Source organism: Archangium lipolyticum (assembly GCF_024623785.1).
In the GTDB taxonomy this organism is placed as follows: Bacteria; Myxococcota; Myxococcia; order Myxococcales; family Myxococcaceae; genus Archangium; species Archangium lipolyticum.
The window spans coordinates 1-24,622 of record NZ_JANKBZ010000043.1 but is presented as its reverse complement, the minus strand read 5'-3'; the positions used below and the strand labels follow the sequence as shown (position 1 = coordinate 24,622).

Here is a 24,622-nt window from a genome sequence, read left to right as displayed (position 1 = left end):
GACTCGGCGTGTGGGACAAGGGATGAACGCCGCATGTGGCTGCGGATCGCGCTGAAGAACTACCGGAGCATCGAGAGCGCGGAGGTGGAGCTGGCGCCTTTCACGGTCCTGGTGGGACCGAACGGTAGCGGCAAGACCAACTTCGTCGACGCGCTCGTGCTCGCCAGTGAGCTGGGCTTCGATGCCGCATCCGCCATCCAGCGGCGGGGTGGATTGGCGTCCATCCGGCGTTGGGGCGTCGGGGAAGACGACACGCTCCAGGTGAGGATGCGCATCAGCGAAAGCAAGGAGGAGCTTGCTTCGAGCTATTCCGAGCAATTCTTCTCGATGGCCGCAGCGGATGGCGGCAGGTGGAGGTTCTTGGACGAGACCTTCGAGCTCGTCAAGGCGGGGACGCGGTTCTTCCACTTCACGCGTCAGGGGGAGCTCGTGATGGGTGAGCCCCCTTTCAGGTTTCCACACCTGCCGCCCACGACGAGCATCATGCTCTACATCCGGCAGTTGATTCCCAGGGAGTTCATCGACGTGCAGCGGCTGCGTCTGGACCTGGACGAGATGATCGCGCCCCAGCCTCGCGGCGAAGCGGGGATGCTCTTGGAGAACGGGAGCAACATCGCCAGCGTGCTGGAACGTCTCCACAGCCAGGACAAGAGGGCGTTCGATTTCGTCGTCATGTCCATGCGACGGCTCATCCCCGGTCTGGAGGACATCTCCGTCGAGGAGGCGGGCGGGTTCCTGCTCCTGCGATTCAGTCAGCGACAGCCTTCGGGAGTGGCGCGTTTCGCGGCGGCCAACATGTCGGAAGGGGCTCTGCGGGCCCTGGGCATCATTGTCGCGGCCCGGACCCTCCCCTCCAGGGAAGAGCCCTATTCCCTTGCCCGCTTGCTCATCGTCGAGGAACCCGAGGTCGCCATCCATCCCGGGGCCGCGGCGTTGCTCTTCGAGGTGCTGAAGCTCGCCTCGCAGCGGGGCTCCGTCCTGGTGACGACCCACAGCCCAGAGCTGCTGGACGCGGCCCAGGACGAGGAGATCCTCGTGTGCGGCTACCGGAACGGGACCACGCGAATCGGGCCTCTCTCCACGGCCCAGCGGGAGGTCGTCCGAGAGGGACTCTTGAGCCTGTCGGAGCTCGCGCGTAGCGAGCCGCTCCGGATCGAGGGCGAGGAGCCAGAATCGCTGGATCCGCGCGATCTGGCGTGAAGCGACTCGTCTGTGTCGTGGAAGGAGAGGGGGAGGTCGCTGCCATCCCGAACCTGTGTGCCCGGGTGATGGCCTACCTCGGAGTCCAGGGCTGGGTGGTGGATCCCGAGCCCATTCGCCGGAAGCGTTCCGCGCTCGTGGATGCTCGCCATCCGAGGCCTCGGCGGCCGTGCCGCGAGGACGAGGTAGTCAAGGCCATGGTGCTGGCGCAGCGGCGGCCTCGTCCTGGGAATGCCGTGCTGTTGCTGTGTGACGAGGACGAGGATTGCGCCGCGGTATGGGGACCGGATGCCACACGTGTCATGCGCCGTCTGGGGGCTGGCGTCGCCTTGATGGCTGTTCATGAGTACGAGACGTGGCTCCTGCTCAGCCGGCCGGATGCGGAGTTGCTGGCGGCGGGAGTGGCCGTGCCGGTGTCGGGGCGTGGCGCCAAGGGCACGATGAGGAAGCTCGTCCCGGATTATTCCCCGACCGTGCACCAGCTCCAGGAGACGCGGCGCATCGATATCGGTTTCCTCCGGGAGCGCTCCGAGTCATTCGACAAGTTGGTTCGCTCGATTGCCGAGCTTTGTGGAGTGCCCGCGATGCCCTTGGCCTGAGCAACCCTCACCAGCGGTGCGACAGGCCCGCTCCCGCGTACACCGTCAGCGGCGGCGCCGGCTCGAAGTAGCGCCCCCGGGCCGCGTTCACCCGCACGTTGTCACTGTAGCGCGCCGACAGCAGGTTCTGCAGCCCCAGGAACGGGCTCACCTCGAAGATGCCCATCTGGAAGTGGTGTCCCAGCCGCACGTTCATCACCCAGGCCGTGTGCTCGCGCACCGTGTTCGCGTCGTCCGCGTACAGCCCTCCCGCGCTGAACACCTCCACCGCCGCCCTCGCTCCGCTCGCGTGCTGGTACGCCGCCTCCGCGCTCACCTGGTGCGCCGGAATGCCCGGAATGGACTTGCCTCGCAGCTGCTTCCCCTGTGACGTGTAGTCGCGGAACGTCGCCTGCAACGCGTTGTACGCCGCGCGCACCCGCAGCTCCTCCGTCACCTTCGTCTCCAACGCCACCTCCGCCCCCACGTGCCTCGAACGTCCCGTGTTGCGGTAGTACGCCCTCGCGTTCTCGTCCTCGAAGCGCACCAGCCCGTCGCGGATGAACACCGCGAACAGCGCCACGTCGTAGCGCAGCCGGCCCCACAGCAGTCCTCGCGTCCCCAGCTCCACTCCGTCCGAGTGCTGCGGTTTCAAGTCCCTCGACAGTCCTCCGCCCGACCCCGGCTGCACCGCCAGCTCCGTCGTCGTCGGCGCCTCGAAGGCCTGTGAGACGTTCGCGAACACCGACACCTCCGGCCTCGGTGCCCAGATGAGCCCCAGCCGCCCCGTGGGCTGCTGGAACGTCCGCGTCCCCGTCCCGTCCCCGTCCTCCTTCAGGAAGTCCTCCACCGCGTAGCGCGATACGTCGTACCTCGCCCCCGCCACCAGCGTCAGGCGTTCGAGCGGCTCCCACTCCTCCTGCACGAAGACACCCAGGGACGTCACGTCCTCGTCCTGGTCCAGTTGCAACGTGCTCCCGGGCCGGCCGTCCACGTTGTCGAAGTTCTTCCGCCGGTCCGACTGGGACTGGAGCTCCGCCCCCACCGTGAAGCGGCTGCGCAGCCCGAACAGCGGCGCCCGGTTGCCGTAGCGCACCGACACCCCGTCGAACGTCCGGTCGAAGGCCACCACCACCGAGGGCAGTGCGTTCTGGAAGCGCCTCAGCGCCAGGAAGCCGCTCGCGTTCAACTCCTGTGTCTCGTCCAGCCGTCGGTGGTACGTCAGCCCCAGCCGCCCCTGCCTCACCGACTCGCCCGCGCGGGCGCCCAGGTTGGTGGGCGAGGCCTGCCGGGGGTCTCCTTCCACCTCCTGCCGCGTCAGTCCTCCGGCGTCCCCTGCTTCGGGTGCATCCACCAGCGACAGCACCGCCGTCAGCTGTGAGCGCTCATCCGGCGTCCAGCCCACCTTCCCGTTCAGCAGCGCCTGCTCCGTCCCCGACTGCCGCCGCCACCCTCCCTGCTCCAGCCTCGACGCGCTCACCAGCCAGCGCACGTCCCCGCTCTTTCCTCCGCCCTTTGCGTGCAGCTTCCACAGGCCCGCGTCCCCGTGCAGCGTCCGCGCCTCCACGAAGGGCCGGTCCGGGCCCTCCTCCGTGGTGATGCTCACCACTCCCCCCGCCGCGTTCCCGTACAGCGACGAGGCCAGCCCCCTCAGCACCTCGATGCGCGCCGTGGATGCCATGTCCAGGCTGTCCACGTTCGTCTGCCCGTCCGGCATCGTCTCCGGGAAGCCGTCCACCAGCACCGTCACCCCCCGGATGCCGAACGCCGAGCGTGCCCCGAAGCCTCGAATCGAGAGCCTCAGGTCCTGTGAGTAGTTGTTCCGGCTCTGCGTCAGCAGCCCCGGTACTCCCACCAGTGCCTCGGACAGGCCCAGCGTGGGGCGCCCCTCCTGGATGTCTTCCTGCTCCACCACGCTCACGGCCGTCGGTGTTCGGCTCAGCGGCGTGGGCACCCGCGGCGCCACCACCGTCGTTTCCCGAGGAGCGGTGGCCTCGGGTAGGGGCCCGGGCGATGGTTCCTCGGGTGTCGGAGTCTGGGACAGTGTGGCGGAGAGCAGCGCGCAGGGGAGGAACCAGGACATCCACGGGCCTTCTTCGTTGAGAGCTCGGGTGACGGGTACCCTCACCCCGTCCCTCTCCCGAAGGGAGAGGGACAGTGTGCACCGGTCTCGCTCTGGTTCGCTAGCGCTCCACCTGCACTCCCTTCCAGAACGCGATATGGCCCCGAATGCTGTCAGCCGCTTCCTTCGGCTCCGGGTAGTACCAGGCCGCGTCCTTGTTCGACTTCCCGTCCACGACCACGTCGTAGTAGCTCGCCACTCCCTTCCACGGACATGTCGTGTGCGTTCCGCTGTCCTTCAGCACCTCCCGCTTCACCGACTCCCTCGGAAAGTACACGTTCCCCTCCACCAGCTCGTACGTGTCACTCTCGGCGAGCACCGCTCCGTTCCACATCGCCCGCGCCATGGTGTCCTCCTCGCGTCCGCTCTCCCTCCATGTCTGCTTCCGCCGACGGCTCCGCGCCACCTCCCATGGCTCCTTCTGTTCGTCACGAGCAGCGGGGGTGATGGCTCGTGGTGCGACGCGTTCCTCCCTCCGCGGACCAGGCGGCCTGGCGAGGACTTCATCCTCCGTCTTCAGAGTGGCCAACATCCTTCTCGGGAGTGTCCGCTGGTGGAAAGCCGTTGGAAGCGGAATGGGCAGGGCGGCTCCGGACTGTTCCGGCGCTGTTAACGTCCCCCGTCCCCCTTCATGAATCCCTCCGAGCGACGCGTACCGGACGTGCACACGCTGCTGAGCAAGACCCTGAGTCACCCTGATGGGGAGTCCACCTTCCGGCAACTCGCCGAGGCCATCCCCCAGCTCGTGTGGACGGCGCGACCGGATGGATTCCACGACTACTTCAATCAGCGCTGGTACGACTACACCGGCTCGAACTTCGATGTGACCCAGGGAGACGGTTGGCGCCTGCCCTTCCATCCGGAGGACGTGCCGGAGGCACAGACGCGCTGGCAGCACTCGCTGCGCACCGGGGACACCTACGAGGTGGAGTACCGCTGCCGGCGTCACGACGGCGTGTACCGCTGGTTTCTCGGCCGCGCCCAACCCGTGCGCGATGCCGATGGCCGCATCGTCAAGTGGTTCGGCACCTGCACCGACATCGACGAGCAGAAGCGCGTCACGGACTCGCTGCGGTTCCTCACCCAGGCCGATGCCCTGCTGGCCTCCTCGCTGGACTACGAGACGACGCTGGCGGCACTCACCCGCCTGGCGGTGCCCCAGCTGGCCGACTGGTGCTCCATCGACATCCAGGGCGAGGATGGTGTCGTGCGCCTGCTCGCGGTGGCTCACGTGGACCCCTCGAAGGTGAAGTGGGCCCACGAGCTGCGCAAGCGCTATCCGCCCGACCCCAAGGATCCCCACGGCCTCCACGAGGTCATCCGCACCGGCCGCTCCTCCGTGCTCCCGGACATCTCCGATTCGCTGCTGGTGGCCTCCTGCCGGGACAAGGAGCACCTGCGCATCGCGCGCGAGCTGGGCCTGCGCTCGGCGCTGACGGTGCCCCTCACGGCCCGGGGACGCACCTTCGGCGCCCTCGCGCTCGTCACCGCCGAGTCCGGCCGGCGCTTCACTCCCACGGACGTGGTCTTCGCCGAGCAACTGGCCTCCCGCGCCGCGCTCGCCGTGGACAACGCCCGCCTCTACGGCAACGCCCTGCGCGCCGAGGAGCGCTTCCGCTCGCTCGTCTCCGCCAGCGCCCAGGCCGTGTGGGTCCGCCGGCCCGATGGGCTCGTGGAGGAGGACTCGCCTTCCTGGCGTGCCTTCACCGGGCAGTCCTACGAGGACTACCGGGGCCATGGTTGGCTCTCCGCCATCCACCCGGAGGACCAGGAGCGGGTGCGGCGTGGGTGGGAGGCGGCGCGGGCGCTCAAGCAGCCCTATGAGGTGGAGATGCGCGTGCGCCTGCCGGACGGGCGCTACGCCGTCACCCTGTGCCGCGCGGTGCCCCTCTTCAACGCCGATGGCACCCCGCGCGAGTGGATTGGCACCACCACGGACATCACCGCCCAGCGTCACGCCGAGGAGTCCTCGCGGCGGCTGGAAAGCGAGCAGCGTGCCCGCCAGCTGGAGTCCCTGCGCATCAAGGTGAGCGAGGTGTTGTCGCGCGAGGAGGCCCCTTCCCGGTTGCTGCAGGACTGTGCCGGGGCGATGGTGCGCAGCCTGCCGGCGCTGGCGCTGGTCCAGGTCTGGGGGTGGAGCCGGGAGTTCCGGGCCCTGGTCCTGGAGGGCACTGCGGGCCTTACCGTTCCTTCCTCCATCCAGCCCACGCGCCTGGAGCTGGGGGAGGGGTTCGCCGGAACGGTGGGGCAGACCCGCCAGCCCCTGTTGGTCAACGACGTGCTGCAACACCCCGGTGCACGGGCGCGCGAGTGGATGCGGGCCCAGGGACTGGTGTCCTTCGTGGGCACCCCGTTGCTGGTGAGCGGGCAGCTGGTGGGCGTGCTCTCCGTCTTCGGCAGGAGCCCGCTCGAGGAGGAAGCGCTGGCCACGCTGGCCACGGTGGCGGACGCGGTGGCCCAGGGCCTCGAGCGCCGTCGCGCCGAGCTGGCCCTCCAGGAGCACGCCCGGGAGCTGGCGCGCTCCAACGAGGAGCTGCAGCAGTTCGCCTACGTGGCCTCCCATGATCTGCAGGAGCCGCTGCGCATGGTGGCCAGCTACACGCAGCTGCTGGCCCGGCGCTACCAGGGCAAGCTGGACTCGGACGCGGACGAGTTCATCGCCTACGCGGTGGACGGGGTGAACCGCATGCAGCGGCTCATCCAGGACCTGCTGGCCTACTCGCGCGTGGGCACCCGCGGCCACGAGTTCAAACCCATCGACTCCGGCCGCGCGTTGGAGAAGTCCCTGGCCAACCTCAAGGCGCTGGTGGACGAGTCGGAGGCCACGCTCGTCCAGGGCAAGCTGCCGATGGTCATGGCGGACGAGACGCAGCTCATCCAACTCTTCCAGAACCTGGTGGGCAACGCCTTGAAGTTCCGCGGGAAGACGCCGCCCCGGGTGCTGGTGGAAGCCGAGCGCGAGGGCAACGAGTGGCGCTTCACCGTGGAGGACAATGGCATCGGCATCGAGCCGCAGTATTACGAGCGCATCTTCGTCATCTTCCAGCGGCTCCACGGGAAGGAGGAGTACCCCGGTACGGGTATCGGACTCGCCATCTGCAAGAAGATCGTCGAGCGGCACGGTGGCCGCATCGGACTGGATTCGCAGCCCGGACAGGGAACGACGTTCTGGTTCACCCTTCCCGCCATTCCCACCCCCTCACCTCAGGGTGCTACTTCATGAGTGATGACACCCGCGGACGGCCCATCGAAATCCTCCTGGTGGAGGACAACCCCGGAGACGTCCGCCTGACCATCGAGGCCCTCAAGGAGGGCAAGGTGCGCAACCGCCTCTCCGTCGCGCGCGACGGGGTGGAGGCGCTGGCCTTCCTGCGCCGCGAGGGTCCCCATGCCGAGGCCTCCCGGCCGGACCTCATCCTGTTGGATCTCAACCTGCCCAAGAAGGACGGGCGCGAGGTGCTGGCGGAGATCAAGGAGGACTCGAGCCTGCGCCGCATCCCCGTGGTGGTGCTGACCACGTCGAAGGCGGAGGAGGACATCCTGCGGACGTACGACCTGCACGCCAACTGCTACATCACCAAGCCGGTGGACCTGGATCAGTTCATCTCGGTGGTGCGTTCCATCGACGACTTCTGGTTGTCGGTGGTGCGGCTGCCCTCGGCGGAGTGAGCCAGCCATGACCCAGAACGAGGGACAGCCGTTGCGGCTGCTGCTGGTGGAAGACAACCCCGGGGACGCCCGGCTCCTGCAGGAGGAACTGAAGGAGGTGCCGTCCGTGCGCTTCGAGGTGCGCCACGTGACGCGCATGGCGGAGGCGCTCGCGGTGGTGAGCGAGCCGGGGGTGGACGTGGTGCTGTTGGACCTGTCGCTGCCGGATGGGCAGGGGCTGTCCAACATCGAGCGGATGTTGCAGGCGGCGCCCATGCTGCCGCTGGTGGTGCTCACCGGCACGGATGACGAGCAGCTGTCGATGAAGGCGGTGCACGCGGGCGCGCAGGACTACCTGGTGAAGGGCCAGGTGACGGGGCCGCTGCTGGTGCGCGCGCTGCGCTACGCCATCGAGCGCAAGCGGGCGGAGGAGGGGCTCAAGCGCGAGGAGGCCGCGCGGCAGACGGCGGTGTTCCGCGAGCAGTTCCTGGGCATCCTCGGGCACGACCTGCGCAATCCGCTGCAGGCCATCTCCGGCAACGCGGCGCTGCTGCTGCGCTACGGGGGCCTGTCCGAGCCCCAGCGCAAGGCCGTCAACCGCATCTCCATCTCCGCGGACCGGATGGCGCGGATGATCTCCGACATCCTGGACTTCACCCGGACGCGGCTGGGCGGGGGCTATCCGCTGCAGCGCACGTGGATGAACGTGCACGACGTGCTGCGGCAGGTGGTGGAGGAACTGGAGGTAGCGCATCCACAACGGCGCTTCGAGCTGGGTGTGTCGGGCACCGGATGGGGCGAGTGGGACGCGGACCGGATCGCCCAGGCCGCGTCGAACCTGGTGGGCAACGCGGTGCAGTACTCGCCGGAGGACTGCGTGGTGCGGGTGCTGGCGCGCGACGAGGGAGACGGGGTGCGGGTGGAGGTGCACAACTGGGGCTCACCCATTCCCGCGGAGCGGTTGCCGCACATCTTCGACCCGTTCGTGCGCGGGCGGGATGGCGCGCGCTCGGGCGCGCGCTCGGGGTTGGGGCTGGGGCTCTACATCACGCATGAAATCGTGAAGGCGCACGGGGGATCGTTGCAGGTGCGCTCCACGGAGGCGGAGGGCACCTGCTTCTGGCTGAACCTGCCGCGCCATCCGCCGAAGACCTGAGCCCTCGCGAATTCCCACCGTGTCCATCCCCTCTCCCTCTGGGAGAGGGTCAGGGTGAGGGTCTACCCTTCGCTCTCCCGCCCGATATCGCACGCCTTCCCGGCCCGCCGCTCATGTCCACCCTAGGTGCAAGGGGGAGGGACGAGAGCAGGAGCGGAGCCAAGATGGAGACGCCGCAAGACGGGGTGGGTATGGCGCCGCGGTCACATACGTTGCGCACGAGGCGGGGCGCGGTGGATGTACTGCTGTACGAGGCCATCGGAGCGAAGGCGGGCGTCTTGCTGGCCGGAGGAGTGGGCGGGGGCTTCGACACGCCAGCGCTCGGGCTGTACCCGCGGCTGGGAGAGGAGCTGCTGCGGCAGGGCCTGTCCACGCTGCGGCTGAAGTACCGGAACCCGACGAACCTGGCGGAGTCGGTGCAAGACGTGCTCGCGGGGGTGGAGTTCCTGGTGGAGCACGGGCTGGAGCGGGTGGCGCTGGTGGGGCACTCATTCGGCGGGGCGGTGATGATCGCCGCCGGAGTGCAGTCGCCCTGGGTGACGACGGTGGTGGGACTGTCATCGCAGAGCTACGGGGCCGAGGCCGTATCGGAGCTGCCGCCGCGCTCGCTGCTGCTCATCCACGGCACGTCGGACACAGTGCTACCGCCGAGCTGCTCACGGTCCATCCACGAGAGGGCGCGAGGGAAGAAGGTGCTGGAGCTCATTCCGGGAGCGGGGCACGTGTTGGACGAGGCCGCCGAGCGCGTCTTCACCGTGGTGCGAGACTGGCTGTTGCACGAGCTCACTCCCTCTCCCTCCGGGAGAGGGCTGGGGTGAGGGTCTCTGGTGAAGGGGGTTGAATCCGGAAGGGAGGGGGCCGCGCCGTGCACCCACCTCCCGAGTCCCGGGTCAGCTGTGCTTGTCGCTCCCCGAGCTGTCCTTGCTGTTGGCCTCGGAGGGCCCGCTGAACTCGCGCTGCCTGCCCTCGGCTTCCTCGGGGGCGCTCTCCTTCTCCGACTTGCCGAAGACCTCCTTGCGGGTCTCCTCGCTCATCTTGGCGTCGCCGTGCATCGTGGGGTTCTCTTCCTGGGGTTTGCGAGGCATGCCGTGCGTCCTCCGATGCGATGGGTGTGTTGGATTCGAGACTCAAGGTCTGGTGGTCCGGGAGAGACGGCAAGCCCGGTCAATGGATGGAGGGCGGGCGGGGAGGCAGACCCTCACCCCAGCCCTCTCCCAGAGGGAGAGGGGGCATGCACGGGCTCCCACAGCGGCCCTACCTTGAGGCGAAAGGAGGTCGCTCGATGGGTGACATGTTCGCCATGGGGTTTTTCTTCGCTGTCCTCGTGTTCTTCTTCCTCGTCATCGCGCTCACCATCATTCTCGGTGGCATCAGCAGGATCAGCGACAAGCGCGTGGCGCGAGAGGGACGCGCGACCCCGTACCAGCGGATGCCCGGACAGACGGAGGCCCACTCCAGCCATTAGTGCGGATGAGGGGCGCCGGGGGGCTGCGGGTTGTAGTAGCGCCGCAGCCAGCGGGAGAGCCCGTCCAGGCCCGGGAAGAGCACACGCTCGGTGATGTTGGCCTGGTCGAGCTTGTCCCGCACCTCCTGCTTGAGGCGTGCGGGGACGATGAGCCGGCGCACGCCTTTCTTCTGCCGCTCGAGGAACTCGTCCAGCCGCGCCGAGGCGTCGTTCATCACCGAGAAGAGGGCGAACTGGTTGACGATGCGCTCGTCGATGGAGGGCGGCTCGAAGAAGAGCACGAAGGGGCTGCGGGAGAGCCGGTCGAAGGTGGCGAGGTTGCCGGCCACCTCGGCGAGCATCTCCGCGCTGAAGACGTCGGCGCCCTCTTCGTGGAGCTGGGCCTTGAGGGGGCGGGGCAGGAGCCGGTTCGTCTCGCGGTAGTCCACGCACCACACCACACCGTCCACGCCGTACTGCTCCGGATTCTCCGTGAGGAAGTGCAGCGCCACGTAGGGGCTGAAGGTCCAGTCCAGCAGGCGCGTGGGCAGCCCGTGGTGCTGGGCGAGCGACAGCCAATCCCAGATGGACTCGCTGGGGTTGGTGGTGCCGCGCGCGTACTTGCGGAAGGCGCGCAGCATGACGTGTTCCTGTCGGGAGTAGTTGCCGCCACGCCGGTTGAGGCTGGTGGCCAGGTCATGGCCCGAGTCCGGCATGCCCCGGAAGGCGAGGGTGGGGCGGAAGCGCTTGAGGGTCTCGTTCCACGAGCCCGCGAAGAGCGCGTCCTGCAACTCCACCCAGTTCTCGACGCGTCGCTCCTGCACGGCACGGAAGATGGGCAGCCCCCGGCGTTCTGGCACGTGCCCCCACCGGTTACATGGGGGCTCGGGACGTCGGGTAGTGAAAGGTCCTCACGGCCCCGTGACGGGGTCTTCAGGGATGGGTCGCGCTCTCGTACTGGAGTTCTTCCTCCTCTCCATCCAGGTACTGGACGACGAGGCCCGAGGGCTTGTGCTGGTGCGCCAGCTTCCGCCCCCGGTGGATGGCCTGTGTGACGTTGGGGTAACGGTCGACCCGGTGATTGCCTTCGAGCCGGACGTACCAGCCACTCCCATCCGCCGCCACCGTCACCCATCTCCGACGGGGAGCGGGGTGCGACTGCTGCTGCTCACGTTCGATTCGCATCGCCAGGGTCATGGACGTGTTCCTCGCCGGGACTGCGCAGTGGAGAGCCGCATGCGGACAATCTGTTGACGAGACAGCGGGAAAGGCACCTGTCCGCCAGGTCAATCCCGTCCGGTGGGACAGGTGCTTCTCCGCTTGGGAAGCAGACCCCAGATCCTGCTGGCGGGGGAGACGGCCCTTCCACGAGCGGATGGGCCCGGTGAGTGGCGGCGGCTCGTCAGCAGGGTGGGCCGACTCCCCGCCGAGCCCCTCTCCTGAACCGGGAGTCCAATGCCGCGGCGCGTGATGGGCCCCTAGCCTCCAGGTAGCAGTCCCACGGGAGGAAGGATCATGCGGCACATGAAGACCATGTTCGTTGGAGCGATGGCGGCGGCTCTGCTCTTCGGGGCGGGGTGCAAGGGCGGCGGTGGGCAGGGCGGCGCGGGCCAGCAGGGAGGGACGGGTCAGCAGGGAGGGACGGGCGGCGCGGGCATGCAGGGAGGCTCCCAGGGTGGTGGTGCTGGCGGCTCCGGGAGCATGACCGGTGGTTCGGGGAGCTCGCAGGGCGCGGGTGACGTGGGCGGCTCGGGGAGCGGCGGCAGCCTGAACGACATGGACAACACGGGCGAGCAGGAGGACATGGGGCGCGGCACGGGCAGTGGCGGCGCGGGCAGCGGCGGCACGGGCTCGGGCTCGACGGGCGGTGACACCGGTGCCGACTCGGGTGGCGGCACGAATCGCTGAGACGGGCCGTTGAAAGAAGAGGGCCCCGGATGGGTGTGGAGTCCGGGGCCCGAAGTCTCTTCACATCTTCGTCTCGGGGCCGTGCCACACGCTGCGCCGGTGGTTGCGTGTCTCCTTCACGCCCCAGAGGTACCTGGAGGGCTCGGGGCCACGCGGGAAGTCGAACACCGTTGCCCCGGAGCGCGCCGCCTCCTCCAGCGCATGCGCGATCAACAGGTTGCCCACGTGGTAGCGCTCGAAGTCCGGAGCGACTCCACCGAGGTGATAGCGGACGTGCGCTCCGTCCTGGAAGCCGTGGAAGACGGACACCGGCCGCTCATTCACGTGCAGGGCGTAGAGGCGCAGGGCTCGCGCGGCGAGCAGGCCGCGCGCCACCTCCCGATGGAAGGCCTGGAGCGTGGCATCCTCCACTCCCCGCAGCCGGAACAGCGAGTCCATCATCGTGTCCAGGTTGCCCTCGTTCGCCTCCTCGATGCGCACCGGGCCCAGCTGCTCCAGGCGGCGACGCGCCTGGCTCAGGATGGCCGCGAGCCGTCTCCCCGCCGCCCAGGGAAGGACCGTCTGGGGACAGGCCTCTCGCGCCTCGCTGTGCTCGCCCCAGCCCGCGGGCACGGGGGTGCCCAGCAGGGGCGAGTCCTCCCGGAGCTGCTCGAAGACGCACAGGTCCCAGCGATCGTCATTCCGGGCGAGCCAGTCGAACAGGGTCCGCACACCCCGCGGGGCCAGGGACGGATCCATCAGCACATCGAGTGAGTCGGAGAGGCCCTCGCCGAGCAGCCTCACCACGCGCGCGCCCTGCTCCTCGCGAACGGCCAGTGGCGCGAGCCCCACCAGCCGGCCCTCGCTCCGCAGCGTCACCACCCAGGGAGGTCGAGGAGAGAAGCCCTGACCGAAGTGCCGGTACCAGGGCAGCAGCCACTCCGGCCGCTGGAAGGTGGTGGCCCCGGGACAGCGGGCCCACAACCAGCGCCACTCGCCTCGAAGCTGCTCCAGGCCACGCGGGGAGACGACCTCTTCCACCTCGAGGGGCGCGGGGGCCCGGACCCGTTGGAGCCGGGGCGTTCCCAGATCGGAGCTCAGTGCCATGGAACCTCCGGCAGCTTCAGTCTCTCCAGGGCCTGCCGGGCCAGCTCCCGCCAGCGTGTGCCCGTCATCCTCCAGACGTTGGTCTCGTATTGAAGCATCCCCTCGTGTGGCGGACGGGTGAAGTCGTAGCGGGGCGCGGCCCGGTAGCGCTCCTGCTTCATCGGGAACGACTCCAGCTCCCTCGCCTCCGATGCGTAGCACGCGAGCATCCGCTGCTTGCGGGCGCGCTCGGACCCGGTGAGGGACACCGTGGCCACCGGACTGCCGTCCGGCGCGGGGAGGAACTCGCCGGTGACGAGCTCCCCCTGGCGGCGGTGGTAGGACGCCATCTCCAGCAGTGCCGGAGGCGTGCGTCCCGTCCTCGCCATCAGCGCCACGGCGGCGTGCGAGATGAAGGCGGCGGCATCGTGATCCGGGTGGCCACCCTCGTACGGATGGACAACGAGGAGTGCCGGACGCAGCGCCTTCAACAGCGCCATGAGGTACTCGGTGAGGGTGACGAGGTCCAGCGCCGCTTCCTGGTCCATCGCCCCCAACGAGAGCAGGTGGTGCCGAGGCACTCCGGCGAGCGCCAGCGCGGCGAAGGACTCCTCCTCACGCAGGCGCGCATAGGCCTCGCGCCGGATCGACGACATGTCCCTGGGTGCTCCGTCGGTGACGTGGACGACGTGACAGCCGGGGCTGCGGCGCAGCAGCCACGCGGCTCCCCGCACCTCATCCTCCGGGTGCGCGGCCACGATCAATGTGGAGCCATGCAGGGCCTGCGGCGGTAGCAGCGGCCCGAGGACCTCCGCCACGGTGCGTGTGTCCTCTGCCTGCTGCTCCTCCAGCCAGGGTGACTCGTCAGGAGGTCGCATGTGTGCACCTCCTTCCCGGAACTCTTTCCACCGCCCCCTCCCTTCCCCGTCCTTACCTTCTGAAACGACCGTAGACCCTCACCCTGACCCTCTCCCAGAGGGAGAGGGGATGCTCTTACTGCAGGGTGGGCGTGGTGGCGCTCTCGTCCAGGACCGTGGTGCGGACCGGACGGGTGCCGAGCAACTGGATGGCCTCCCGGTAACCGTTGAGCGTCCCCACGTCCACGTAGGATTCGCCCGCTCGCACCGCATGGGCCTTGCCGCCTCGCGCCAGCCACTCGTTCACCAACGTGCCCATGTACGGGTCCCTCGGCTCGCGTGTGAGCCACAGCTCGTGCAACTCGCGCATGATGGCGCCGGTCATCTTGAAGGCCCCCCAGATCCAATGGCTGGTGGCGCCCTCCTGCTTCACCTGGATCTCCCGCACCGTGCCGTCCTTGTCCGCCACCACCGCGTCGAACAGCTCGGGGCGCGCCACCGGGAAGCACAGGAACGACAGCCCTCCCTCCGGCAGCTTGCACAGGCCATTCTCGGGGAACCAGACGGTGTCCGGCAGGCCGATCACCACCTCCTCGTCCGGGTGGATGAGGGGCAGGGCGCGGAAGAGCGAATCACACAGCCCCAGCGGCTCCGGCTGCACGGCGTAGCACACCATCGCTCCGCCCACCCTGCCGCCGTAGTACTCGATGATGTCCGACTTGCCCGGGGAGATGACGAAGCAGATCTTGTCCGCCCCCGCGAGCAGCATGCGATCCACCAGGTATTCGCTCACGGCGCGAGGCCGCTCCGTCTTGCCGTCGTAACGGCCTCCCACGGGGAGCAGTTCCTTGGAGAAGGCGAGCGGCTGGATGCGGCTGCCGATTCCCGCCGCAGGTATGAGTCCCCACATGTCTCAGTTCCTCACATGGTTCGAGACGCGCGCTCCGTCCAACAACACCACCAGCTCCTCCGCGCGTCGTTCCGCGGTGTGCTCGGTGAGCGCTCGCTCCCGGGCACGTCGGCCCATCCGGGCCAGCTCCTCCGGCGACAGGGAGAGCGCCTCCACGGCATCCTCGGTGGAATGCGCGATGAGGATCTCCTCGCCCGGTCGGAAGAACGAAGCCAGGCCCTCCCACGCGTCACTGAGCACCGGGGTGCCGCACGCCGCGGCCTCGAAGAGGCGGCCCGATGGGCACCAGCCCATGGCGGCCATGGGGGCACGGGTGACGTTGAGGGTGAGCGCGGATGAACAATAGAAGGACGGGTGCTCCGAGGGCGGCAGGTGCTGGACGAAGTAGAGGTTGTCCGTCCACGCGAAGTCCCGCGGGTACTGCGCGCCGCCGATGATGAAGCGCCGCTCGGGCATGCGCCGCGCGGGCTCCAGGAAGAAGCGCTCCAGCGCCTGTTGCCGGTTGGCGGCGTAGGTGCCCAGGTACGACAGGTGCCCCTGGTAGTGCTCCTTCGGCGGCACCGGGTAGTGCACCCGCGGATCCACGCTGCCATAGAGGGGCACGGCGTGGCGCGCGCCGAAGAGCCGCCGCAGCCCCGTGAGGGCCTCGCCACCCGTGTAGCTCAGGACGATGTCGTAGTCCCCCAGGCCCTCCGGGCCGATGTACTCGACGCGCTCCCCGCGCTCGGCCCGCTCCAGCGTGACGGGCGTGTCCATGTCGTAGAAGGACTTCACCGGCACGTTCGAGCCCAGCACGAGGCGGCCCGCTTCGATTCCATCCGCGCAGTAGGACGTCACCATGCCCACGTCCGCGTCCCGCAGGTGCCGGCGCGCGTGCGGCTGCGCCTCCTCCCACGAGGCGTAGAGGATGAGCTCCGCGCCCCGGGGCAGCGCGAGCAGGTCCCGGTGCGAGGCGTAGAAGGGCTGATCCCTCTCGAAGAAGACCACGCGGTGCCCACGGGCGGTGAGGGCGGAGATGAGCCCGCGCCAGAGGGTGGCGTGGCCATTGCCCCACGAGGAACTGACCGTGAGGCCGAAGATCACCAACTTCATGCCGACTCCTGCTGCGTGTTGGGGAGGGTGATGGCTCCGATGGCCTCTTCGAGGAGGCGCCGCACCTGGGGAGCGAGCCGGATGCGCGCGAGCCGCCAGCGCTGGCTGGGGCGCAGCCGCCGGAGCGTGTAGACCACCTTGCGGCGGGTGTGCTCGAGCGGGAAGTAGCGGGCGAAGCCGGAGGCGTTGAGCGAGAAGAAGGAGAGGGCGTCCGCGTCGTTGAGGAGCGCGAGGCACACGTCGTCCTCGGGCCTCTCGTGGCGGCCGATGAGCCAGCGCACGCGCTCGCGGGTGCCCGCGTCGACGCCCACCTCCGCGAGCAGCCCACAGGCCACGTCCGCGCCCCGGGCCGCGTGGGCGTCCTTGAAGGCCTGGTAGTCCCGGGCGTGGTGCTCCACGCGCTTGTCCGCCTCGGACAGCAGGCGCTCCACGTCATGGAAGAGGGCCGCGGCCTGGAGGGCCAGGTCGGCGTGCGGCGCGAGCCTCAGCACCCACTGCCACGTGTCCAGCGCGTGCCGGTGGTCCGCGACGACGAGCGGCTTGCTCATGTCGTGCAGCGCCAGGTGCCGCGCGAGGATGGCGTCGAAGAGGGGCCCCTCGGACTCGGCGTTGCGGCGGCCGACGAGGCCCTGGTAGCGGGTGAGGATCTCCAGCGCGGTGCCGGCGAGCGCCTCGGGTGGCGTGCCCGTGAGGTGCAGGGCGAGACCGTGTCCCTCCCCGTCCCCGGTGGACGCGCCGAAGACGCGCTCGTCCCAGTCGAACGGGTCGAAGCCGGGAGCGCGCCACTCCTGGGCATCCAGCCGCAACACGTTCGCGTCGCTGGCAGCGTCCGGGGGCTGGACGGTGATGGTGGGAAACTCCTCGGTGAGCAGGGCGAATGCGCCGGGCAGGGTCCGCATCGCACCGTCGGCTCGAGCTCCGGTTTCGGACAGAAGCAGCTGTCGCAGCATCGCGCCCCCCGCGGGTGGTCCGCACGTGATGACGCGTCAAGTTGCTGTCGCGGTTGCCGAAAGGCCAGGGGGACCTACATGCGTCTGGAGGCCAGTGTCCGGGGGAACAAGCCCCGCGTGCTCCGGTGCACGCACACCCGGGTGGGCCCGTGTGCTGGCACACACCCGGGGGGGCATCCAGAGGAGAGACGCTCGGTTTCGGGACTACGGCCGGCCGTTGTCCGCTGGCTGATCGTACGCGTACTGCTCCGCGCGAGGCGCGGCGTCATTGTGGAACAGGGGGCACTTCTGGCAGGAGAAGCCCTCCCAGTCCTCACGCACCGCCGCGTCGATGCACATCGCGTAGTGGCGGCAGTGGACGTTGCGGTAGTCCTCGACGTGATGGTGGTCCGCCCACATGGGCAGGCGGAGCTCGGTGGGATTTGGCTTCGGTGGCGAGCAGGCCATTCGCTGAAACTCCCTCTCGGATATGGGCCCCCCTCTTGGAGACTGGATTCATACCCACTGGTGCGTCGCGTCATTCCCGAGCGGGAATCGGGAGCGCGGGGGCGCGCTCCGGGTGAACAACAGCCGGGCGAGCGAGCGCTTCACCGCCTGCGCCCGGCTCCCGCCTGCTGGACGGCCTGGACGAGGACTTCGTACGGCTGGCAGCCCACCACGCGGGTATTCCCGATGAAGAAGGTGGGGATGCCGCGCACGCTGTCGCGTTGGCCTTCGTCCCGCAGCGTGTCCACGCGGGCCTGGTACTCGGGCGCGTCCATGGCGCCGCGTGCTCCCTCGCCGGACAGGCCCGCCTCCTCCGCCAGGCGGGCGAGCACGTCCGGGTCCTCGAGGTCCTCACCCCGCTGCCAGTAGGCCTCCATGGCCGCGCCGTGGAAGGCCTGGAAGCGTCCCTGATCCTTCGCCCACTCCGTCAGCGCGAGCACCCGGCGCGTGTTGGACATGCGCGCGGGCACCTTCAGCGACACACCGAAGCTCCGGCCGAACTGCTCGGCGTGGGCCCGCATCATCTCTCCCCGGCCCGGAAAGAGCCGGTCCAGGGAGACGCCACCCCGGGGCGTCTCCGGGTTCAGCTCGAAGCCCTTCCACTCCACCTCGACGTCGTACTCTTCTTGCAACCTGACCAGGCTGCTCCGCTCCGCGATGAAGCAGAACGGTCAGACGAAATCCGAGTACAGCCGGATGCGCACGGACATGGGTCACCTCGTTGGGTGGAACCTGCTTCTAGCGTCGTGACCCGTCCGTTGCCAGAGACTGCTCGCCTGGTAAGCGGACTTTCAATCATCTCTTCATCCAGGCGCGGCTTTCCCCGAAGATGGGGCCGTGCGTTCGATGCCCGCCCCCTCATCGTCTCCGTCCCGCCGTCTGGGACTGATTGCCTTCTCCCTCTTCGCCCTGCTCGCCTTCGCGGGCTGCTCGGCCTTCTCCCGCGCGGTGAAGGAAGGCGACCAGCTCACCACCGAGCACAAGTGGGCGGAGGCGGAGGCCGCCTACCAGCGTGCCCTGGCCGTGGAGCCGGGGGACTCGGAGGTGCGCGTGAAGCTGCGCGCCATGCGCAAGCAGTGGAGCGCCGAGGTGTTCCAGGCCGCGCAGGCGAAGCACTCCGGGGGCGACCTGGCCGCGGCCACGCCGCTGCTGGTGCGCGCGCTCGAGCTGGACGGTGAGAACGATCCGGCCCGTGCGCTCCTCACCCAGACGCTGGACGCGCGGGTGGAGGTGGCGCGGAAGGCGTTGAAGGAGGAGCGGCTGCAGGAAGCGCGGGCCGAGCTCGACGCGGTGCTGGCGGTGGACGCCACGCACGCCGAGGCGCGCAAGGTCGTGGATGCGGTGCAGACGGCGTGGGCGCGGCGGTGGTTCACCACGGCGCAGCGGCTGGAGGAGGAGGGCAAGCACGGCAACGCGCTGCTGGCGTACGTGCGCGCGGACCAGGAGCGGGTAGGGGCCACGCCCGCCCGCGAGCGCGCCGAGGCGGTGCGCCGCAAGCTTCAGGATGAGATCGCCTTCCTGGTGGTGGCCGGGCCCGCGGAGGACAAGGCGGAGGCGCCGGACGTGGTGCAGCGGCTGTCGCCCGGGCGGCTGTCGGCGCTGTTGCCGCAGGAGGTGCCCATCCGCGTCATCACCACCGAGGCGCCGAAGAACCACGAGGGCGTGCGCCTGGGCCTGGCGCTGGAGCGGGTGCGGCCGGACAAGTCCGTGGAGCAGGCGCAGCGCACGCAGCGCTACCTGGTGACGAACAAGGCCGTGCCCAACCCGCGCCGGGTGGAGCTGGAGACGGCGCTGCTGGAGCAGGAGCGCAAGCTGGAGGACGTGGAGCGCAAGCTGTCGGGCGTGCTGCGCGACTACCTGCGCAAGCAGGACGAGCTGGTGCAGGCGCGCGAGGTGGCCTTCCGCTGCCGCGAGCGCGAGCGCAAGGTGTGTGCCACCGCCCTGTCCGAGTGCTCCCGCGCCGTCTCCCAGGGCAAGCCCGGGCAGGTGCCGCAGGAGTGCAACCCCGCGCGCTGCAACACGCAGTGTGATGGGGAGGAGGGCTCGCTGTCGCAGCGGGCCGCCGCCGCGCAGGAGCTGGAGCGCCGGCTGGAGGCCGCCCAGGAGGGCGCCGAGGCCCAGCGGCGCGAGGTGCAGCGCGGCCGGGACGCCTACTACCGCGAGCCCCTCACGGTGGAGGAGCCCGTCTATAGCGAATACCCGTATGACGTGGAGCTGCACCGGCTCGCCATCACCGCCAGCGTCACCGAGCGGCTGGTGGACCTGGCCAAGGACGCCGTCGCCGCCTCGCCGCGCACCGAGGACTACGCGGCGATGCACGAGGACTCGGCCAACAAGGCCTACGACAAGGTGGGCGTGCTGGCGGATCCGGTGCAGCTGCGCAGCGAGGCGGAGCTCCGGGTGGAGGCGGGCGACAAGGCCATGGTGGCCATCGCCACGCGCGTGAAGGAGCGCTTCGACGTCTACCGCCAGCGCAAGGTGGAGGACGCGCGCCGGGGCATGGTGCGCCCCAGCGCCGAGGACGTGGTGGAGACGGCGGTGCGCGCCCTGCTGCTCACCGCCGATGATCCTCCCGAGGACATCCTCCTGCCGCTGGCCAAGGCGCGCGGCCTCGACAAGCCCGAGGCCATCTTCGGCCGCTAGTGCTCGGACGAGGCGGAGACGGATCTCTCCATCCGGGGTTCGGCGCGAGCTGTGACGTTCACCCGGTAGCGTTCCGAGCCACGACCTGGGGCGTTCGCGTCAGTGGCCGCGCGGCGAGAATCACCCAGAGGCCGTACGCCAGCATGAACGTCCGGTTGGGAATCCCGAAGTAGCGGAACTGCATGAGCAGGGGAACCATGATCGCGATGCTCAACCAGACGGCGGCGGCCCACGGGAGCAGGCGCGTCCCGGACCAGGGCGCCTGTCGCCGCAGCGCGAGCGACACGAGGAGCACGGCCAGCAGCTCACCCGGCACGCCGATCATGAACCCCACGCCGTGCATCCTTCCGGAGAAGGACATCTTGGACTGATCCGCCGTCGTCGGGTCCATGGGGAAGGCGCCTCCCAGCGCGAGCCCGACGGCGGTCAGAAAGAGGCAGACGAGCCCCAGCCGGCCGAGCCAACCCCGTGCCGGACCTACGAGCGCCACGAGGAGCGCCAGGCTGGCCAGGGCAAAGGCCCCGAACGAGACCCCCATCACGACCCCGTAAGGGCCGATCGCGTACTCACTGATCATGTGGGACGCCGGCGCGAGGTCCGGTCGCAGCACGTGGAGCAGCAGCAGGGACAGAAGCGCGACGGCGGCTGCCACGACGGCGACTCGAGCGGCGAGGGTGGTCATGTTGAATTCGATATAGTCTACTCCATCCAATATGGCAACCCGACGCAAACGGGCCTACGCGTCGCCCAAGCGGGACGATGCAGCGGCCGCCACCCGGTCTCGCGTCCTCGACGCGGCCAGGACGCTCTTCGCGCGCCGCGGAATCGATGCGGTGACCATCTCTGGAATCGCCGAGCGCGCGGGCGTCTCGAGCTCGTCGGTCTACGCGCTGTTCAAATCGAAGGAAGGGCTCCTGATGGCCCTGACCCAGGAGGCACTCTTCGGGCAGGCCTACCAGGCCGCGAGCGGGCGACTCGACGCGGAAGTGGATCCCGTGGAACAGATTCGAATGACGGCCTCCGTGGCGCGAAGCATCTACGAGGGCGAGGCCGCCGAGCTCGGATTGCTTCGGGGGGCCTCCAGCTTCTCACTCGCGCTCCGGCGTCTGGAAGCCACGCTGGAGGAGAAGCGCTTCGCACTTCAGGAAGCGCGTGTCCGTCGCCTCTTCGAGGCGGGCAGGGCGCGGGAAGGCCTCTCGCTCGAGAAGGCCCGCCGCCTCTTGTGGATGTACACGAGCCGCGACGTCTACCGGCTCCTCGTGCTCGAAGGCGGCTTCACCCCCGAGGAGTATGAGGCCTGGCTCGCGCAGACGCTCCTCACCGCGCTCGTCGCGCCCCACCCGGGTCGCCCTCAGGGCGCGAGGTTGGGAACCCACACCAGCCCGGTGCCCTCCCGGTAGACGAGGCCGTGGGGCGTGAGGTGGGGCTCGGTCTCCTCCTGCGCCGGGGCAGGCTCACCGCGCCCTCCTGTCACCAGCTTGGACGATGGCGATGAATGGCTCCGAGCCCCACTGAGCGGCTACGCTCGAGAACGACGAGGAGGCCGGAATGTTGGCGAAGGCAATCGGAACATGGCTCGCGGTGGCCGCGCTTCTCCTCGGAGCAAGCCCCACCTACGGCGACACGAGCGCGGAGATCGCCACTCGTTTGGCCCATGCGAAGGCGGCATTGACGGCGACCCGTGGCCAGCTCACGCCGGAGCAGTGGGCCCTGCTCAGCGACAAGCTCGCGGGCGCGGAGAAGGCCCTGGCGGACTACGACCAGCTCGTCGCACAGACAGGACGGACACTGGCCACCGCCGAAGCGAGCGCCGCGGCAAGCACCAAGGCGCTCGCCGCCGAAGGCGAGGTTACGGCGGCCCGAGGCACGGTCTCGGTGCTCGGGAGGGTGGGGGTCATCTTCCTCTCGCTAGTCACCATCCAGAGCGATGACGATCCCAGGCTCTACGAATCCCGTCAGAAACGGGTGCTGGAAGAGCAACTCCAGGAAGTCGGTCGCGCGGCCGAACAGGTCAAGGCGGAAGTCGAGCTGGCCAGCAAGTCCCCTGCCCCCAAGTCCGCCAAGCGCGAGGAGGAGGACGGAGACCTCCATCACATCGCGACCGATAAGAATGAAATGTCCGACGCCCGTGGAGGACCGTGGACGCCAAGGTTCCGACAGATCTTCGAAAAGGCGGGAATGACGTTGAACGACCCTGCCAACCTGGTGAAGGTCAAAGGCCACAGGGGCCCGCATCCCGAGCAGTACCATCGGCAGATTCGTGACGCACTGATGCTCGCGACGGATGACTGCGTCGGCGTGGCGCAATGCCGTGAACGACTCACGAGAGCGCTTGGGCGGTTGGGCGTGGAGTGCTCGACTCCTGGAACAAAGCTGAACCAGTGGATTACGACTCCAGCAGCAAGATAGGAACACCCAGCGAATGCGCTACTTCCAGCTGATGGACGACGTGAATGTCCCTGGTGGATGGATACTGGGAACCCCGACCGATGAACGGACGGGCCAGCCGCTGAGTGGCGTATTTCTCGCGGGTCATCCACTTCGCGTCAGCGGGCCTGTTCGAGTTCCCTTCCTCCAGCCCGGAAGAGCGCTAGACTTCTCCCTGGCGAATACAGCGCCGGTCGTTCACACAAAGGTGGCCTCGGTCCTGGCCGAGCTGGCACCAGCCGATGTCCAGCTCATCCCGGCGAACGTTGAGACACATCCCGAGCAATATTGCCTTTTGAATGTGCTGCGAATCGTGAAGTGCATCGATGATGCTGCTTGCGAAGAGGTCAATTACTGGACGCCCGAAGACGGAGTTCCAGAGAAGACCGGGCGATACTTCTCCGTGTACGGCTTGAGAATCGCTCCCACACAGGTCGGAGGCGCCCGGATCTTCCGTCCCTGGGGATGGGAGATTGCCCTCATCGTCTCGGAAAGCATCAAGGAGGCGATGCAACGACTGGGCGTGACGGGTGCCCGGTTCGAGGAGGTCTGAATCACCCAAGCGGGGAGGCGGTGGATCAGGTCCCCTGTGGCAGCGCCGCGCCGAAGAATTGGATGAACGACACGGCGCCCCGGCCTGAGCGACTGCACCGGCTCCTCGCCAAGGCCGGGGACTCGGAGCTACAGCTTCCACCTCTTACTGGTGCGGTACACGTCCACCAGCGGCGACACCAGTGACACCCGGGGGCGCCAGGAGGTGCCGTCGTCGTCCTCCTGCAAGGATTTCAGGGAAAGAATTTCCGACATAAAGGCCAGCGGGGAGTGCTCCCACACCTTCCGCAGGTCCTCGGCCGTCACGTCGCCGATGAGCCCCGAGAGGGTGTCAAAGAATTCGAGCGACGCGACCCGGCACGACACGCGACGGGAAGGAGTAGAGAGGAAAGCGCGCCGAGAAGTCTCCCCGCCTCCACCGAGCCGCCGCCTCTCGGAACGCCGCGACGAAGGCACGGTACGCTCGCGCAGTTCCTTCAACGCCAGGCGCGTGGAAGCATGCCCCCATGGCCGCGGGCTCCGCTTGAGGTGCTCGCCCAGAACTTCGCGCCCTGACGCGATTGGCCACTGCCGACCGGCCTGAGTAGATTCGCCGCCTTGCGCCTCAGGAGAGGGCGAAGGGGAAACAGCCATGGCCATCCGACTCTACGACGCAAGCATTCCGACCTATCTGCAGACGCTCCGGGCCATGTCCGGCGTGCTGGACAAGGGGCTCGCCCACGCCCGCGAGAGCGGCGTCAATCCGGAAGAGATCGTCGAGCACCAGCTCGCGCCGGACATGCGTCCGTTCCGCTTCCAGGTCCAATCCATCGCCTTCCATTCGACCGGGGCCATCGAGGCGATCCGGAGCGGCGCGCTCAACATGCCCGGCCAGCGCCCGGCTCACACCTATGAGGAACTTCAACAACTCGTGAAGGACGCCTGCGCCGAGCTCGAGGCCATCCCCGCCGAGGCGATCGACGCAAGGGAAGGCCAGGAGGTCGTCTTCAACACGCCGCGTGGAGCGAGGATCTTCACCGCGGAGGAGTTCCTGCTCTCATTCTCGCTTCCCAACTTCTATTTCCACGCCACGACCGCCTACGACATCCTGCGCTCACGCGGGACGCCCATCGGCAAGCTCGACTTCATGGGTCGCCTCCGGCTCAAGGCCTGAGGATGAGCGCCGCCCCAGAAGGCCAGGACGCTACCGCCAGGCGCCCACGAGATTCCTCCGGGCCCGCTCTGGGAGTGCCAGGCGGCGGGTTCGATTCCCGCCGCCTCCGCTAGAAGTTGCCCGCTGCCTTCGCCCGAGGCGCAAGCCGGGCCAGACCGTCTACCCGCTCGACCCGCTGGCGCGCGCCGACGTGAACCGCTGGATGTTCTGGGCCTGCCAGCACTTCGTGCCGACGATCGGCGTGATCGCCTGGAGAAGATGTACCGCGAGCGGGCGCGCCTGCCGCTGGACGACTACCCGCATCTGCTGGCGTGGTTCGACCGTGTGCGAGAACTGCCGGCGTGGCGCAACAGCGAAGCGGTCTGGTGAGCGCCATCGCGGCGAAAATTCTTCGCGCGCTTGTCGATCTCATCCGTCATCATTCGTCGTCC

The 24,622-nt window shown here is 68.8% G+C and carries 27 protein-coding genes; 13 read left to right on the top strand and 14 right to left on the bottom strand.

Annotation, left to right across the window (positions count from 1 at the left end; all coding sequences use genetic code 11):
* Nucleotides 1-33: 33 nt before the first annotated feature.
* Entirely contained in the window at nt 34-1,200 is a 1,167-nt protein-coding gene (locus tag NR810_RS47020) for an AAA family ATPase (RefSeq protein ID WP_257462296.1), read from the top strand.
* Nucleotides 1,197-1,799, top strand: a complete 603-nt coding sequence (locus NR810_RS47015) for a DUF4276 family protein (protein WP_257462294.1) — start codon at nt 1,197-1,199, stop codon at nt 1,797-1,799. Before NR810_RS47020 ends, NR810_RS47015 begins: the two co-directional genes overlap by 4 nt.
* Before the next feature lie 7 nt (nt 1,800-1,806).
* Here the strand turns inward: NR810_RS47015 and NR810_RS47010 are convergent, their stop codons facing one another.
* On the bottom strand, nt 1,807-3,861 hold the full coding sequence (locus NR810_RS47010; RefSeq protein WP_257462292.1) for a TonB-dependent receptor family protein: 2,055 nt from the start codon (nt 3,859-3,861) through the stop codon (nt 1,807-1,809).
* Nucleotides 3,862-3,961: 100 nt separating this feature from the next.
* Nucleotides 3,962-4,246, bottom strand: coding sequence for a DUF427 domain-containing protein (locus NR810_RS47005; protein WP_257462291.1), 285 nt, complete (start codon nt 4,244-4,246; stop codon nt 3,962-3,964).
* Nucleotides 4,247-4,561: 315 nt separating this feature from the next.
* On the opposite strand from NR810_RS47005, the gene NR810_RS47000 reads away from it, so the two are divergent.
* The 4 genes from NR810_RS47000 to NR810_RS46985 all read left to right on the top strand — a co-directional run bounded on the left by NR810_RS47000 (nt 4,562) and on the right by NR810_RS46985 (nt 9,522).
* Nucleotides 4,562-7,123, top strand: coding sequence for a PAS domain-containing protein (locus NR810_RS47000; protein WP_326522552.1), 2,562 nt, complete (start codon nt 4,562-4,564; stop codon nt 7,121-7,123).
* Nucleotides 7,120-7,569: a response regulator gene (locus NR810_RS46995; RefSeq protein ID WP_257462288.1), complete on the top strand. Its 450-nt coding sequence runs from the start codon at nt 7,120-7,122 to the stop codon at nt 7,567-7,569. The genes NR810_RS47000 and NR810_RS46995 overlap by 4 nt, the downstream gene beginning before the upstream one ends.
* A gap of 7 nt (nt 7,570-7,576) precedes the next feature.
* On the top strand, nt 7,577-8,704 hold the full coding sequence (locus NR810_RS46990; protein WP_257462287.1) for an ATP-binding response regulator: 1,128 nt from the start codon (nt 7,577-7,579) through the stop codon (nt 8,702-8,704).
* 233 nt (nt 8,705-8,937) lie between these two features.
* Nucleotides 8,938-9,522: an alpha/beta hydrolase gene (locus tag NR810_RS46985; RefSeq protein WP_257462286.1), complete on the top strand. Its 585-nt coding sequence runs from the start codon at nt 8,938-8,940 to the stop codon at nt 9,520-9,522.
* A gap of 72 nt (nt 9,523-9,594) precedes the next feature.
* On the opposite strand, the gene NR810_RS46980 is transcribed toward NR810_RS46985, so the two are convergent.
* Nucleotides 9,595-9,789 carry a hypothetical protein gene (locus NR810_RS46980; protein ID WP_257462284.1) on the bottom strand — a complete coding sequence of 65 codons (195 nt, stop codon included), beginning with the start codon at nt 9,787-9,789 and terminating at the stop codon, nt 9,595-9,597.
* A 197-nt stretch (nt 9,790-9,986) separates the two neighbouring features.
* Here NR810_RS46980 and NR810_RS46975 point away from each other — a divergent pair, with 197 nt between their 5' ends.
* Complete coding sequence (locus NR810_RS46975) at nt 9,987-10,169, top strand: hypothetical protein (protein WP_257462283.1); 183 nt, start codon at nt 9,987-9,989, stop codon at nt 10,167-10,169.
* On the opposite strand, the gene NR810_RS46970 is transcribed toward NR810_RS46975, so the two are convergent.
* Both NR810_RS46970 and NR810_RS46965 read right to left on the bottom strand, forming a co-directional pair.
* Entirely contained in the window at nt 10,166-10,972 is an 807-nt protein-coding gene (locus NR810_RS46970) for an FRG domain-containing protein (protein ID WP_257462367.1), read from the bottom strand. The genes NR810_RS46975 and NR810_RS46970 overlap by 4 nt on opposite strands.
* Nucleotides 10,973-11,081: 109 nt before the next feature.
* Nucleotides 11,082-11,345, bottom strand: a complete 264-nt coding sequence (locus tag NR810_RS46965; protein WP_257462281.1) for a DUF2188 domain-containing protein — start codon at nt 11,343-11,345, stop codon at nt 11,082-11,084.
* 327 nt (nt 11,346-11,672) lie between these two features.
* Here NR810_RS46965 and NR810_RS46960 point away from each other — a divergent pair, with 327 nt between their 5' ends.
* Nucleotides 11,673-12,056: a hypothetical protein gene (locus NR810_RS46960; protein WP_257462370.1), complete on the top strand. Its 384-nt coding sequence runs from the start codon at nt 11,673-11,675 to the stop codon at nt 12,054-12,056.
* Nucleotides 12,057-12,116: 60 nt separating this feature from the next.
* On the opposite strand, the gene NR810_RS46955 is transcribed toward NR810_RS46960, so the two are convergent.
* From NR810_RS46955 to NR810_RS46925, 7 genes are all read right to left on the bottom strand, one after another.
* On the bottom strand, nt 12,117-13,142 hold the full coding sequence (locus tag NR810_RS46955) for a GNAT family N-acetyltransferase (protein ID WP_257462280.1): 1,026 nt from the start codon (nt 13,140-13,142) through the stop codon (nt 12,117-12,119).
* Nucleotides 13,133-13,999 carry a PIG-L deacetylase family protein gene (locus NR810_RS46950; protein ID WP_257462279.1) on the bottom strand — a complete coding sequence of 289 codons (867 nt, stop codon included), beginning with the start codon at nt 13,997-13,999 and terminating at the stop codon, nt 13,133-13,135. The genes NR810_RS46955 and NR810_RS46950 overlap by 10 nt, the downstream gene beginning before the upstream one ends.
* A 115-nt stretch (nt 14,000-14,114) precedes the next feature.
* Nucleotides 14,115-14,888, bottom strand: a complete 774-nt coding sequence (locus NR810_RS46945; protein WP_257462278.1) for a sugar phosphate nucleotidyltransferase — start codon at nt 14,886-14,888, stop codon at nt 14,115-14,117.
* 3 nt (nt 14,889-14,891) lie between these two features.
* Nucleotides 14,892-15,980: a CgeB family protein gene (locus NR810_RS46940; protein ID WP_257462276.1), complete on the bottom strand. Its 1,089-nt coding sequence runs from the start codon at nt 15,978-15,980 to the stop codon at nt 14,892-14,894.
* A complete protein-coding gene (locus NR810_RS46935) occupies nt 15,977-16,879 on the bottom strand; it encodes a DUF4202 family protein (RefSeq protein ID WP_257462275.1) in 903 nt (300 codons plus the stop codon). The genes NR810_RS46940 and NR810_RS46935 overlap by 4 nt, the downstream gene beginning before the upstream one ends.
* Nucleotides 16,880-17,134: 255 nt before the next feature.
* Nucleotides 17,135-17,377, bottom strand: a complete 243-nt coding sequence (locus NR810_RS46930) for a hypothetical protein (protein ID WP_257462274.1) — start codon at nt 17,375-17,377, stop codon at nt 17,135-17,137.
* Between the two features lie 140 nt (nt 17,378-17,517).
* On the bottom strand, nt 17,518-18,075 hold the full coding sequence (locus NR810_RS46925; protein WP_257462366.1) for a DsbA family oxidoreductase: 558 nt from the start codon (nt 18,073-18,075) through the stop codon (nt 17,518-17,520).
* 187 nt (nt 18,076-18,262) lie between these two features.
* On the opposite strand from NR810_RS46925, the gene traC reads away from it, so the two are divergent.
* A complete protein-coding gene (gene traC, locus NR810_RS46920) occupies nt 18,263-20,059 on the top strand; it encodes an outer membrane exchange accessory lipoprotein TraC (RefSeq protein WP_257462273.1) in 1,797 nt (598 codons plus the stop codon).
* A 58-nt stretch (nt 20,060-20,117) separates the two neighbouring features.
* Here traC and NR810_RS46915 read toward each other — a convergent pair whose 3' ends face one another.
* Entirely contained in the window at nt 20,118-20,741 is a 624-nt protein-coding gene (locus tag NR810_RS46915) for a DUF998 domain-containing protein (RefSeq protein WP_257462272.1), read from the bottom strand.
* Nucleotides 20,742-20,772: 31 nt separating this feature from the next.
* On the opposite strand from NR810_RS46915, the gene NR810_RS46910 reads away from it, so the two are divergent.
* The 3 genes from NR810_RS46910 (at nt 20,773) to NR810_RS46900 (ending at nt 23,039) form a co-directional block, all read left to right on the top strand.
* Nucleotides 20,773-21,459, top strand: coding sequence for a TetR/AcrR family transcriptional regulator (locus NR810_RS46910; protein ID WP_257462270.1), 687 nt, complete (start codon nt 20,773-20,775; stop codon nt 21,457-21,459).
* Between the two features lie 148 nt (nt 21,460-21,607).
* Nucleotides 21,608-22,468, top strand: a complete 861-nt coding sequence (locus tag NR810_RS46905) for an AHH domain-containing protein (RefSeq protein WP_257462268.1) — start codon at nt 21,608-21,610, stop codon at nt 22,466-22,468.
* A 13-nt stretch (nt 22,469-22,481) separates the two neighbouring features.
* Nucleotides 22,482-23,039, top strand: a complete 558-nt coding sequence (locus NR810_RS46900) for an imm11 family protein (protein ID WP_257462266.1) — start codon at nt 22,482-22,484, stop codon at nt 23,037-23,039.
* A 128-nt stretch (nt 23,040-23,167) separates the two neighbouring features.
* On the opposite strand, the gene NR810_RS46895 is transcribed toward NR810_RS46900, so the two are convergent.
* Nucleotides 23,168-23,518 (bottom strand): hypothetical protein, encoded by a 351-nt coding sequence (locus NR810_RS46895; RefSeq protein ID WP_257462264.1) that lies wholly within the window; start codon nt 23,516-23,518, stop codon nt 23,168-23,170.
* A 151-nt stretch (nt 23,519-23,669) separates the two neighbouring features.
* Here NR810_RS46895 and NR810_RS46890 point away from each other — a divergent pair, with 151 nt between their 5' ends.
* Nucleotides 23,670-24,191, top strand: a complete 522-nt coding sequence (locus tag NR810_RS46890; protein ID WP_257462263.1) for a DUF1993 domain-containing protein — start codon at nt 23,670-23,672, stop codon at nt 24,189-24,191.
* Nucleotides 24,192-24,622: the final 431 nt, after the last annotated feature.